This window comes from uncultured Dokdonia sp. (assembly GCF_947492815.1).
Taxonomy (GTDB): domain Bacteria; phylum Bacteroidota; class Bacteroidia; order Flavobacteriales; family Flavobacteriaceae; genus Dokdonia.
The window spans coordinates 1-13,976 of the sequence record NZ_CANLOB010000006.1 but is presented as its reverse complement, the minus strand read 5'-3'; the positions used below and the strand labels follow the sequence as shown (position 1 = coordinate 13,976).

Annotated in this window: 10 protein-coding genes; 3 read left to right on the top strand and 7 right to left on the bottom strand. The window is 36.0% G+C overall.

Annotated elements, in window-relative coordinates; all coding sequences use genetic code 11:
* Positions 1-7: 7 nt before the first annotated feature.
* The 7 genes from Q1A01_RS07775 to Q1A01_RS07745 all read right to left on the bottom strand — a co-directional run bounded on the left by Q1A01_RS07775 (position 8) and on the right by Q1A01_RS07745 (position 9,542).
* Positions 8-1,726, bottom strand: coding sequence for a serine hydrolase (locus Q1A01_RS07775; RefSeq protein ID WP_299678476.1), 1,719 nt, complete (start codon positions 1,724-1,726; stop codon positions 8-10).
* A 71-nt stretch (positions 1,727-1,797) separates the two neighbouring features.
* Positions 1,798-2,604 carry a helix-turn-helix transcriptional regulator gene (locus Q1A01_RS07770; RefSeq protein ID WP_299678473.1) on the bottom strand — a complete coding sequence of 269 codons (807 nt, stop codon included), beginning with the start codon at positions 2,602-2,604 and terminating at the stop codon, positions 1,798-1,800.
* A gap of 130 nt (positions 2,605-2,734) precedes the next feature.
* The gene (locus Q1A01_RS07765) at positions 2,735-3,208 is read right to left on the bottom strand and encodes a hypothetical protein (protein ID WP_299678470.1); all 474 of its coding nucleotides are present in this window, start codon (positions 3,206-3,208) and stop codon (positions 2,735-2,737) included.
* Positions 3,205-3,570, bottom strand: a complete 366-nt coding sequence (locus tag Q1A01_RS07760) for a hypothetical protein (protein ID WP_299678467.1) — start codon at positions 3,568-3,570, stop codon at positions 3,205-3,207. Before Q1A01_RS07760 ends, Q1A01_RS07765 begins: the two co-directional genes overlap by 4 nt.
* A 111-nt stretch (positions 3,571-3,681) precedes the next feature.
* Entirely contained in the window at positions 3,682-4,374 is a 693-nt protein-coding gene (locus tag Q1A01_RS07755) for a DUF2490 domain-containing protein (protein WP_299678465.1), read from the bottom strand.
* Between the two features lie 43 nt (positions 4,375-4,417).
* The gene (locus tag Q1A01_RS07750; RefSeq protein ID WP_299678462.1) at positions 4,418-6,340 is read right to left on the bottom strand and encodes a S9 family peptidase; all 1,923 of its coding nucleotides are present in this window, start codon (positions 6,338-6,340) and stop codon (positions 4,418-4,420) included.
* A 61-nt stretch (positions 6,341-6,401) separates the two neighbouring features.
* Entirely contained in the window at positions 6,402-9,542 is a 3,141-nt protein-coding gene (locus Q1A01_RS07745) for a hypothetical protein (protein WP_299678459.1), read from the bottom strand.
* A gap of 576 nt (positions 9,543-10,118) precedes the next feature.
* On the opposite strand from Q1A01_RS07745, the gene Q1A01_RS07740 reads away from it, so the two are divergent.
* From Q1A01_RS07740 to Q1A01_RS07730, 3 genes are all read left to right on the top strand, one after another.
* On the top strand, positions 10,119-10,649 hold the full coding sequence (locus Q1A01_RS07740) for a fasciclin domain-containing protein (RefSeq protein WP_299678456.1): 531 nt from the start codon (positions 10,119-10,121) through the stop codon (positions 10,647-10,649).
* Between the two features lie 324 nt (positions 10,650-10,973).
* A complete protein-coding gene (locus Q1A01_RS07735; protein WP_299678453.1) occupies positions 10,974-12,095 on the top strand; it encodes a VWA domain-containing protein in 1,122 nt (373 codons plus the stop codon).
* Positions 12,096-12,359: 264 nt separating this feature from the next.
* On the top strand, positions 12,360-13,820 hold the full coding sequence (locus Q1A01_RS07730; protein ID WP_299678450.1) for a magnesium chelatase: 1,461 nt from the start codon (positions 12,360-12,362) through the stop codon (positions 13,818-13,820).
* Positions 13,821-13,976: the final 156 nt, after the last annotated feature.

Here is a 13,976-nt window from a genome sequence, read left to right as displayed (position 1 = left end):
CTAATTTCTAATTTACCAATGCGGGAATAATATAGTCCTTTAAAATCTCTCTGGGTTGATTGCCTTTACGGTTTCTGAAATTCCCTGAAGTGATCACTACCACAGATTCTAGTGCAGGAAGAATAAAAATAAATTGCCCGCCAGCACCTCTAGCTTCAATTGCTTCATAGGATTTTCCATTGACTTCATAGGTGTCATGCCACCATAGATATCCATACAAGTTTTTATCATTGTAGTCTTGTAATCGTACGTATTTTCCAAAAGAGGCTTCCACCCATTTTTTAGAGATAATCTGTTGCCCTTTCCATTTCCCTTTATTTTGGTAGAGTTGTCCAAATTTGAGGAGGTCTCGTGGTGTTAACAACATACCGCCACCAAAATAGGGTGTCACCTCAGAATCATCTGTCTGATTGATATAATTGGTGATGCCTAAAGGTGTAAATAACTTCTCGTCCATATAGGTTTCAAGAGGCATGTCTAAACGTTCATTTAAATAAACGCCTAGCAAGAATGGATTGGCAGATCCATAATCTGCATAGGCGCCTGGTTCTTTGACCATAGGTGCTTCTAATACGGTCTTTAACCAATTATTAGAGAAACGCAGATCTTGATAATTGTTTTCTGATGCTTGATTATTCACATCCAATCCCGAACTCATCGTTAACAAATCTTTGAGTTTGATAGCTGCTTTTTGAGCGTCTTTTGTGTATTGATATTGTTTAGGGATAAAGTCATATAATTTTTCATCAACATTTTCTATGATGTTGTCATCAATCGCAATCCCAATAATAGCTGAAGAAATACTTTTAGATGCCGATCTCAGGTCATGAGGGATATGGGAGTTAAATCCATCAAAATAGGTTTCAAATACGAGTTTATTTTCCTTAGCGATAAGGATACTATGTGTATTGACTAATTTTTGAGTTTCAACATCAGTTATTAATCGTGTTAGGTCACTTTTGTTGATCCCAAACGCATCGATATTGGTTGTTTCCCAACCATCGTTTAATTGTGCAGGTGTATTTGTGTTTTGTAGTTGGTGTACGTAATCTGAATGATATTCCCAACCATCATTGGTGTGGGTTAAACTGGTTTTTGTAATAAAGACATCTGCCATAAACATCTCTAATTCAATAGTTGTTTTTAATAGCTTGGCGCGAAAATTGAATCCGGTCATCCCATCTGTGAATTCAAGGATGTTTCCTTTCTGTGTAAAGTCTTGCGTCCACATGCCTCTAAATCGTTGATCTCCGAAAAAAGGAAAAGCAACGAGTGTTTCATCTTGCATGGATTCTACATACAGCATCACATCATCAGATTGCAAGCCATTATCTTGCATAAACGGATTCCATGCTCCGACAAATTTGTTACTTCCTTTATTTTGTAAACTCACATGGTATAAAAGCTTTCCTCCTTTAATAAAACCCGTCAGTGTTTGTGTATCTTGACTATAATTTAGATTGAAAAACAAGCTGTTGTTCAAAGTAAATTGTACGCCATCCTCGATAGAGGAAACAATAGGTTCATCAATAAGTGTTTCATCATTAATGATCATTAAATGATAGTTGTCGTTTTCTAATCTCTCTAGTGATACCTGAAAATTGAAACTATTTTTATTTGGTAAAAAGCCTATCCATTCACCCTCATAATTTTGTTGAACATTTTGAGCGCAACTGGTGAGTATAGATACCGATAGTATTATTAGAATTGTTATGTGTTTAAGCATTGTTTTATAAGTTTAAGTTACAAACTTACAGCATACTGGTATTCAGAAATTGTATGAAATTAACATTACGTCTATTTCTTTAGTATTTTTCTATACGAACTGGGGTTCATATCAAAATGAGATTTAAATACCCGATTAAAATGACTTTGATCTGAAAAACCTGCTTGGTACGTAATTTCTGTTAATGACTTAGAGTTGTCAAACAAAAGCGGAATCGCTTTTTTAAGTTTTTGTTGCCGTATATATTCCCCAAGACTCATAGAAAGGTGTTTGGGAGCTGCTCTTGAAATATGTACAGGATGTATCTGTAATTGATCGGATAAATATTTCAGACTTAGTTCTGCTGTATCGTAGTGTAACAATTCTTTTAAGTCTTCTATCCAGATAGGTGGTTTTTGAATATGTGTCGTTTTGATATTGCTTAAGGCTTCCGATATTTGAAGCAGTAAAAATTCAACAGACACTTTACTATAGGTGTCTGAGAGTAGTAGTTCTCTATATAGTTTTGCAAAAAGAAGATGTAATTGTGGATTCTCAATAAGCTGACTCCCTTCTAATATCTGCAAATCGATGCCATTCTTTTCAAACCATGTTCTTTCAAACTCTAAATGAAATCCACTTGCAGTATCAGAATGCATACTTCCATAATGAGATTCTTGCCAGTTATTAAACATTAAACTTCCAGAAGGACAAAGTGTTTTGGCTCTCGTATTACAATCCATCATATTGCCTTGTAATACATACATGAAATAAGGATTTTCATGATAATGCCAATCCGTTTTAGCACCTGTATAGATATAGCGTGATAACAGAATTCCATTAAAGGACACCTCTAAATTTTGATCACCGTAATATTGTCCTTTTGTTAATACTTTCATTTTTTGCTAGCACTTATAGATACTATAACTAATGATTGTTATCTTTTATTTTTCTATGATAAAATATACTCTTTTTTATCTAGAGAATGAAATTTATGTATAGCTACATCTAAAAACGCTGTATACCATTTTATCGCAACCATTTATTCATTATAGGAAATTCTTTACTATCGCATAACTCCATCCATTCAAGTAATGGTAATCCAACATAATTCTTATTGGTGAATTGCTCAATAAGCCATTCTGAATCATTTTTATAGCCTCCTGCATGAAATAGAATGGTAAGATCAATGCTTAGATGAGTTGCTGCAGCATATGACCATAGTATTGTTGCAATCTCATCACCATCTGAAGGCCAAGCTGGGTCCATTTCTTTAGTGCCTATTAGAGGTCTTAGTTCTTTTTCAGTAGTTGCTATATGACCAGCTTCATGTAATAAGTCTCCAGGGTATTTTAATTTTTTGAAATCTACTTGAATGGTATTTCCATATAGATGTAATCCAGGAAGAAAGGTTTCATCTGGCAACTCTTTTTCTAGTACTAGGATATCAATGGATTCAAGAAATGTAACGATTTGGTTTAAAGTAGTATCTGATCGAATCATTTCATACATTCTTTTAGAATATCTATCCAATCATCAATAGGAATTTCTAATCCATTATTATAATTTGGATCAAATTGATCTGAAATAATGGCTTTATCTTTATACAGATCTATCCAAAAATGATTAAAGCCATAACCTTCTATTTCATTTATAAGCCCCCAATATTTATAATATTCTTCATCAGAGATCATCCCTTTTTGATTATTTTCCATTGGATTTTCATATATAATTTTTTTATATAATAAAGCATTATGAAGAAGCTCTTTATAATCACCCCTAAAATCTTCCAAGGCAAAAGCTATAATTTCATACCAAGGTTTACTAGACCTATACTTTCTAATGTAATCATTGTTTAAGCTCAAGCCATATTTTTGAAAAATATCCATTTTATAAAAGGAGTAAAAATAAAATCACTTAATAAATTTTATTAAGTGATTTTAAAAATACAATCTATTTTTTTTAGATGCTACTATTTACGAATCCTCTTTCTTCTTCTTTCTCAAGTCTGTTTTTAGAAAGAAAGCAATTTGAAAACGATCAAAAGTATCTACTCTAAAATCATTTTTTAAGTAGCCTACTTGCGTACTTAGATTTTTAGAAATATTATATCCTAATGCACCATATAAACGGTTTTGACCAAAGAATTCATTCTGTAAATTAATAAACACTTCGTCATACGCTGTTAAGAACCATTTGTCACTAAGAGGATATGTAAGCCTTAAAAAATAACGGGCACGATGCTGCGTATCATTTCCCGAAAGGGGATTATCTATAAAACGCTGTTCTAAACGATAACGATGTGAAAACTTTAATTTCCCCACCGAGTTACGAAGTACAAACTGTTGATAGATACGGTGCTCTGAGATGTTTTCTTCACCATCTGGTTCAGGAAATGTAGGATCGGTACTAATAAAGCCATAGCCAAAAGAGGCCATAGCTTTATCAGAAATATGGTAATTTAACGCCGTACGTAATAACAATTGATTAAAATTATCTGCAAACTCGTAGTTACGATATTGTACTTCTGCATGGATACTTAATTTTTCAGATACTCTATTGTTGGTAAATAGCATATACCAAGCTCCTAAATCATCTTCTCCATTGTTTTGAGCATAGGTGCTTGTAGTTATAAGTACGAGTACGAGCGCTAAAAATATTTTTTTCATAGAATTAATAATGTATTGTCGTTTTTTTGAATGAATTAAAGTACTAAAGATCGGTTTTTTCTAGCTTACTTGTATCGCCTTTTAGGTATTGATCTAAAAATTCGATTACTTTTTTTGTAGCTTCTATTTGGTTTTCCTTTTTAACAAATCCATGTCCTTCGTCTTCAAAAAGCACATATTCTACTGGAACTCCATTTTTACGAACACCTGCTACAATCTCATCACTTTCTACTTGAAGTACTCTAGGATCTTGAGCACCTTGTAAGACTAATAAAGGTTTAGTTACTTTGTCAGTGTGGAATAGTGGAGAGATTTGCTTTAAACGAATAGAATCTTCTGTATGTGGATCTCCCATCTCTTCATACAAAGCATCTTTAAAAGAAGCCCACCATGGTGGTATACTTTTAAGCGTTCGCATCCAATTGGTCACACCAAAGTAATTTACTCCTACTTTAAATTCTTCTGGAGCAGATGTAAGCGCTGCCATAGTCATAAAACCACCATAAGATCCACCCATAATGCCAATTTTATCGGCATCAATGACATCTTGTTCTGCTAGCCAATCTTTCCCAGCGATACAGTCTTTAAGGTCTTTATCTCCGTGGTTTTGGTTGTCCATCATATAGAACGTTTTTCCGTATCCGCTACTTCCTCTATTATTAACAGCTAGTACCGCATATCCATGATTTACTAAGAATTGTGTACGCGAACTAAAATTGAGTCTGGATTGTCCTCCAGGACCTCCGTGTACCATAACGATAGCTGGAACTTTATTATTTGCATTTGCTTGTTTCGGTTGGTAATAAATGGCAGGTACTTCGACACCATCAAAAGAATTAAAGCGAACGACTTTTCCTTCTACAAGATCATCAGCATTGATTTCTTTATTGAGTACATCTGTTAATTGATAATATGCCTTGGTACTCATATCATAGGCATACATATTGGTAGGTTTTGCAGAGTTTCCTACTCGTAGTAAAGCCATAGATTCATCTCTTGAAAAACTAGCACTGGTTACAGACTGCCCATCTATTTCTGGGAATTCAATGGTTTTTCCAGTAGCAGCTTCTGTTACTTTCATCACGGTCTTAGCATCTTCATTGGTAAAGAAAACATTGTATTTTCCATTATGAGTAAAGTAATAACTAAATACCGGCCATTCATTATTTGTGACGCGCTCTACCGTTCCTGTAGCAATATCATAACTAGCTACATAGGAATTTTCTGCTCCAGCATCTGTAGAAAAATACAATGTTTTTCCATCTGGAGAAAAGTCTAAATGCCCATTACCACTTTGTGTTGCATTCACTTTCTTTTGTTCGTTGGTTTCTGTATTAACAATATACAAGTCACTATCATTGGTATTGATGGCCTCAGAGAGTGTAATGTATTTACCATCGTCGCTCATAGCATTAAAATCACGAGCGCTTTCTACTTTGTAGATCATTTTAGAAGAAAAATCTTCAATATTCATTTCATAATGATCTAAGAATTGTGGATCACGTTCATTACTTCCATAAAAGAAACTTTTTCCATTTTTTGCCCACCCTCTAAAATTTGTACGAACACCTTCTAAAGGGGTTAAGGCTTTGATACCATTTTCATCTTTCATAAAGATTTTAAAAATTTCATCTCCATTCCCATCCATGCTAAATAAGATACGGTCGTCTTTAGGGAAGTAAGAGATTCCATATATAGAACTACTATCACTTTGGGTGATAGGCGTAAGCTCACCACCTTTAACAGGAGTACTGTAGATATTATTAATACCAGAGCGATTACTGGTAATTAATACTTTGGATTTATTGGCAGAAAAGCCATTGGCCCCAGCACTTTCATTATCCATAAATTGCTCAATAGAGTATTGTGCAACGGTACGTTCTTCTTGTGATTTTTCTTTTACTTGTTCTTTACAGGAGAAAAGAATTAAAGTAAAGCACACGATAAGGTAAACTGCTTTTTTCATATGATTAGATTGTTAGTTGTTTAAAAAAGCCCCTCTTTTTTGAGAGGGGCTGTATATATTCTTAATCCATTTTAAAGCTCTTTATTTCTTTAAAAGGGGTTACATCCAGTCCTTCTAATTTTGTTTGGAACGGTGTCCACTCATCTGTAAAGAAAGTGTTTGTAGTTTCTAATGCTTCTTGCAACTGATCTTTTGCTTGTTGGATCAACAAGTTTTCAGTAGCTGTGAGTCCGTTAGGACGACTACCAGCATAACCACGAGCCAAACCAATACGACGCATTACTGTCATTTCAGGATTACGTGTAATTCCTTGACGTTTATCTTCTTTACCTAAGTATAACGCAATGACTTCATCTATACGTTTTACCATTTTTCCAATCTCTTTCAGATCTTCTTTATGCGCATCGTCTTTATCAAGCTTTTTCAGCATTTTCTTATAATCTTGCGCAATAGTTTTACTTTCAACCAATTGTTTTACAGCATCAGCAGCTGTTTGCGTGAGTCCTTCTAATGTCTTTCCAGAGGTATACTCATCATTAATTGCTTTTTGAGGTACATCCAATCTAGGATCAGACTCCACCGTAATAGATGAGGTACTTGTCTGATCTCCGTAAGTCATTTCTAAACGATAGGTACCTGGCTTTACAGAAACACCTCCTGGTTCATTTTTACGCTTGCGAATAGTACGTGATGGTCTATCACCACCAGCTTCATTCATAAACCATCTTGTTTTATGAATCCCAGTACTATCTGGTGTCTTCCATTTTAAGTGGCGTATTTGTCTATCGCCGTCATATATTTTTAAATGGATAGAATCCCAAGTAACCTTTTTAACTTCCGAATCGTCAGAAGTTTCATCCTCTTCATCTTCGTCTTTCTTCTTAGACGCTTCTTTTTCAACTTTGGTTACATAATAAGAAATATGTGCACCACGATCTCTATTTTCTGCATTGTAAAGGGCATCACCACCAAAGCGACTTCCTGTAGGTTGTTGGTAGGCTGCTTGGTATGCTGTAGGAGGATCAAAGAGTTGTAGCTTTCGCGAAAGCGTACTTTTGTCCTTTGCAATAGCACGTAGTGGTCTGATATCATCTAGTACCCATGCCGCGCGACCGAAGGTTCCAATCACTAAGTCATGCTCTCTCGGCTGAATCACTAAATCTTTTACCGAAGTAGTAGGGAATCCTTTAGTCCATTTTTCCCAGCTTGACCCAGCATCTAATGAGATATAAAGCCCATCATCGGTACCTAAAAACATCAAGTTAGGCTCTTCAATATCTTCAATAATAGAAAGGGTGTAACTCTGTACATCATTACTATCTACAATACGCTCCCAAGTTTTTCCGTAGTTACGTGTACGATACGCATACGGTGTATAATTGAAACGACGGTAATCATTTGCTACCAATAAGGCTTCTCCTTGCTTTTTATTACTCGCTTTGATTTGTACAATCCAGCTACCCTCAGGTAATCCTTTAATGTTTTTGGTAACTTCTGTGTAGTTATTTCCACCATCGGTGGTATAGTGTACACGACCATCATCGGTTCCTACCCAGAACATATTGCGCTCTAAAGGTGATGGCTCAATGACTAGAATAGTGGTGTGATTTTCGGCTCCTGTTGCATCCATAGATAATCCTCCAGATTCCGATTGCTTTTGTTTTTCAGGGTCGTTGGTTGTTAAGTCTGGCGAAATCACCTTCCATGTCAATCCTTTATCTGTCGACTTATGTACAAACTGACTTCCAAAGTATATGGTACTATTATCAAATGGGTCAATATTAATAGCCGAGTTCCAGTTAAAACGTAAAAATACATCTGGATCTGGATGGGTAGGTTTTACTCCATAGTTATTTCCAGTTTTCCAATCATAACGACTTACAAATCCTTGCTGACTCATACTCCAACCGTAACGGCTATCATCTTTATCTGGTACTACATCAAATCCATCACCAAACGAAATCTCTTGCCAGTAGCTATTACGAATTCCTTGTGCTTTCCAAACATACGCAGGACCTCTCCAACTTCCGTTATCTTGCATTCCTCCATATACATTATATGGAAACTCATTATCTACACTAATATGGTAAAACTGTGCTACTGGCAAATTACCAATAAAACGCCACGTCTTTCCGCCATCCTTAGTGATATTCATTCCTCCATCATTTCCATCAATCATAAACTGACCGTTATCTGGATGAATCCACCATGCGTGGTGATCTGGGTGAACTCCATTATCTACACCATAGGCTCCCATGAGTTGAGAGAAATTCTTTCCGCCATCTTCAGATACATTTACATAGGTAAATACAGAAAAGATTCTATTTTCATTATCCGGATCTACATGAATATCAGAATAGTAAAAAGGTCTATTTCCAATATCACTTTTATCATTTACTTTTTTCCAGTTAAAACCTCCATCTTCAGAGCGATATAATGCATTCTTTTTTGCTTCAATCAGTGCATATACCACATTAGGTTTATTAGGTGCAATAGAAATACCAATACGTCCTAACTCTCCTTTTGGAAGTCCATCTTTATCTGATAGCTTTTTCCAAGTCTTTCCGCCATCATGTGTCATATGTAATCCAGAACCTTCACCACCTGATTTAAAAAACCAAGGATCACGTTTGTGTTCCCACATGGCAACGATAAGTTTATTAGGATTAGTTGGGTCCATCACCATATCGGCAACGCCTGTTTTATTATTAGCAAAAAGGATTTTGTTCCATGTCTTTCCACCGTCGGTAGTTTTAAAAACACCACGTTCTGGATGTACGCCCCATGGTGATCCGATAGCCCCTACATAGACTACATCAGGATTGGTAGGATCTATAATCACACGATGGATATGTCTTGTTTTTTCAAGCCCCATAGATTGCCATGTCTTTCCGCCGTCTAAGGATTTATACACCCCATATCCTCCATTTAAAGAGTTACGAGGATTTCCTTCTCCCGTTCCTACCCAAATCACACTTGGATTAGATTGTTGGATGGCAACGGCTCCAATAGAAGCTGTTAATTCATTATCAAAAACAGGGTCCCACTTAATCCCTCCAGAGGTAGATTTCCAGAGTCCTCCAGAAGCGGTACCTACATACATCACATCTGGATTGTCGTTTACGACGTCTATAGCCGTTACACGACCAGACATACCGCCAGGTCCAATATTACGAGGTTCCATGTCTTGAAGTACAGACATGTCTAATTTTTGTGCGCTCGCAATAGTACAAAGGCACAAGAAAAGGAGTGAGAAAAAGTGTTTCATTTGGTTATTTTAATTTGTAGCAATGTATGCTTTTAGAGTTTCTAAATACTACTTGGTTTTGGTAGTAAAAGCATATCAATTTTTTATTGAACGGACTAAGTTAAGGAAATGTGAAAGTTCAAAATCTTAAAGGGTTGTTAAGTTCGCTTTCGCGAAAGCGTAATTAACATATTTTCAAACATTGATAGTAGCAAAAACAGATATTTGAGTTCAGTTTTAGAATAGCTCACTCTAGTCTTTTGCTGGGGGAAAGATATTTATAGGTAACTTTTCTCTCCCTTCCGTCTATATCTCGTGCCTCGATATATCTACCTTCCCTAGCTGAAGGAAAGAGCGTTTGTTTTGTGGTAAAAGAAGGGGTGGAGAAAAGGGAATTCAGCTTGAAATTTTTAATAAGCTTCCTTATATTTTTGACGTATCCCAAATGGGGAATTAAGAAATTAACGAACTTTTAATATTTTGTTTATCATTTTGATTATATCTTTAAACAGAATTTAAAAACCAATCGTTATGAAAAAATTAGTAGTAGTTTTAGTATGTGTCTCTATGAGTTTTTTATCCTTTACAGAAAAAGAAGGAACTATCCGTCAAGATAAAAACATTGTTGAGATTGCAGCGGGTAACGAAAATTTTTCTACACTAGTAGCAGCAGTAAAAGCAGCGGGACTCGTAGATGTATTATCAGGAAAAAATCAGTTTACCGTATTTGCGCCTACCAATGCAGCTTTTGACAAATTACCTGATGGAACAGTAGCAACATTGCTTAAACCAGAAAACAAAGATGCATTAACAGATATTTTAATGTATCATGTAGTTGCTGGAGAATATAAAGCTGGAGATGTTGTAAAAGCAATTAAAGATAATGGCGGAAAATTTTCCGTAAATACAGTAAAAGGAGAGAAAATAACGTTAAAAATGAACGGCAATAATGTCGTCATCAAAGATGCAAAAGGTGGTACGTCAGTAATTATTATGACAGATGTAGATGCTTCAAACGGAGTCATACATGCCATCGAAAGTGTGCTAATGCCAAAGTCATAAGTACTTTTGATATAGTTTTGATAAATGCCTCTTTGGAGGCATTTTTTGTAATTTTTATCATATTATACAGACATACCCTAGGAACCATAAAGCGATGTTAAGTCTGCTTTTGCGAAAGCGTAATTTTTGTTTTCCTCGCCCTGAAGGGAACAAAAATTCTTTACATAAGTAGATTTTTAGAATACTTCACCCTTTAGGACGGGGAAAAGGTATTCGGTTTCATTGTTTTTTAGTTTATACAAAATATTATTTTACTCATAAAGCGATGTTAAGTCCGCTTTCGCGAAAGCGTAATTTGCCACAATTATCGTATTTTTATAGTGCATGAAAAAAGAACAAAGACGAAAAGGGTTTGTCTTTAAACCCTACGAAGCAGAGAGTCAGTCGTTATTTGATAAACTGCTTGATATTTTCCAAGAACTTATCACGCATACATCAGGAGATTTTGATGAAGCGATGGATTGGTTAAAGCAATTGGATCAAGAATACAATTTGACCAATGATGCGTATACCTTAGATGATTTTGTACAGGAATTAAAAGATAAAGGGTATATCCGAGAAGAAGTACGTCCTGATGGTACCAAAGGTGGTGCTATTACAGAAAAGACAGAACGTGCAATTCGACAACGATCATTAGATCAGATTTTTGGAAAACTAAAGAAAAGCGCGCAAGGAAATCACCGTTCTAAAATGAGTGGACGAGGCGATGAGCATACGGGTGATTATCGTGGGTACCGTTTTGGCGATCCGCTAGAACGTATCTCTATGACAGAAAGTTTGCGGAATGCTCAAATAAATAATGGAGTCGGAGATTTTAACTTACGCGAAAGTGATCTCGTGGTGGAAGAAACGCATTTCAAAGCGCAGATGAGTACCGTGTTGATGATTGATATTTCGCATAGTATGATTTTGTATGGGGAAGATCGAATTACACCAGCTAAGAAAGTAGCGATGGCATTGGCACAACTCATTACAACACGTTATCCAAAAGATACCTTAGATATTATTGTATTTGGAAATGATGCCTGGCCTATTAAAATTAAGGATTTACCGTATTTACAAGTCGGTCCTTATCATACCAATACAGTGGCTGGTTTAGAATTGGCTATGGATATTTTACGCAGACAGCGTAATACCAACAAACAAATCTTTATGATTACGGATGGGAAACCAAGTTGTTTACGTCTTAAAGATGGGCGGTATTATAAAAACCCAAATGGTTTAGATCAGCATATTGTAGGGAAATGTTATGCAAAAGCGCGTCAAGCGCGAAAATTACATATTCCTATTACCACCTTTATGATTGCGAGTGATCCGTATTTGCAACAATTTGTAGATGCCTTTACGGAAGCCAATCAAGGGAAAGCTTTTTATACAGGACTTAAGGGATTAGGAGAGATGATTTTTCAGGATTATGAAACGAATCGGAAGAAACGTATTAAATAAGAATAAAGATAAAAGAATATAGAACATAGATTTTTGGTTTTCGCTGTCGCGAAAATGGGGTTAGGATCGCTTCGCTTCTGGAATCAGGACGTTGGATAGTAAGAGAAACATAGGTCATTGAGTGATTTGATTTCGCCGAAAGGCAGAAAGAAAATAGTACCGAAATGACCAACTAGAGAATAAAACATTTGAAAAGAAGTGAAAAAGTGAGTATAGTTAGGTCTATATTCTATTTTCTATACTCTTTTCTCTTTTTAAAAATATATGAAAGACATCAAAACATTAGGAGCATTAAAGGCATCCAACTGGGAATCACGAAGTATTAAAGAGGAGCTTCGCGAACATTTAATTGAAAAATTGCAAAAGGGAGCGCCTACATTTACAGGAATACACGGATATGAAAATACGGTGATTCCAGAACTAGAGCGTGCGATTTTATCACGTCATAATATCAATTTACTTGGACTTCGCGGACAAGCAAAAACACGTCTGGCGAGACAGATGGTAAATCTATTAGATGAATGGATGCCCATTGTAGCGGGATCAGAAATTAATGATGATCCGTTGCAACCGATTTCTCGTTATGCGACAGAATTGATTGCTGAAAAAGGTGATGAAACGCCTATAGAATGGATACATCGTTCGGAACGATTTGCTGAGAAACTAGCGACTCCCGATGTAACGGTAGCAGATATTGTAGGAGATGTAGATCCGATTAAGGCCGCTAATTTAAAATTAAGCTATGCGGATGATCGCGTGATTCATTATGGGATGATTCCACGTGCAAATCGTAGTATTTTTGTGATTAATGAGTTGCCAGATTTGCAGGCGCGTATTCAGGTAGCCTTATTTAATATCTTACAGGAAGGAGATATTCAGATTCGTGGTTTTAAACTGCGTTTGCCATTGGATATGCAATTTGTTTTTACCGCCAATCCTGAAGATTATACGAATCGTGGGAGTATTGTAACGCCACTGAAAGATCGTATTGGTTCGCAAATATTAACGCATTATCCAGAAGATGTGGCCACCGCTAGAGCTATTACAGAACAGGAAGCGCGTCTTGATGAGCGCCAGAAGGATAAGGTACATGTGCCGGATTTGGTGAGAGATTTATTGGAAGAAATTAGTTTCGTTGCACGTGAGAGTGAGTTTATTGATGAGAAGAGTGGGATTAGTGCACGTATGAGTATCACAGCTTTTGAGAACTTAATGAGTACGGCAGAGCGTCGTATGTTAATAAGCGGAGAGACACAAACGTCTATTCGTTTTGGTGATTTGATGGGGATTGTACCTGCGATTACTGGAAAGGTAGAGTTAGTGTATGAAGGAGAGCAGGAGGGAGCAGCTTTTGTGGCTAAAACTTTAATTGGAGAGGCTACAAAATCACTCTTTGATGATTACTTTCCAAAGATCGAAAAACTAACAAAAGAAACAGATGAAGATCCGTATGGTGAAGTATTGTCTTGGTTCTTTGAGCAAAGTGGGTTTGTCCTAGAGGATGATCTTTCTGATGCAGCGTATAAAGAAAAACTGGATAGTATCACACCATTGACAGCTTTACTAAAAAAACACCAACCTACTATAGAAACCGCCGATTCTTATTTTGTAAAAGAATTCGTTCTCTGGGCACTTGTAGAATATAAGAAATTAAGTAAGTACCCATTATCAAATGGAATGCGATTTAATGATCTGTATGGGAGTTATATTTCTGGATTGTCGTAGGAAGTAAAATGGGTGGTTGTTTTCTGTTTTTTGTAGATTTTAGGACAAAAAACAGAAAACTTTCCGTCTCGTCTTCCTAAATATAAGAAATTAAGTAAGTACCCATTATCAAATGGAATGCGATTTAATGATCTGTATGGGAGTTATATTTCTGGA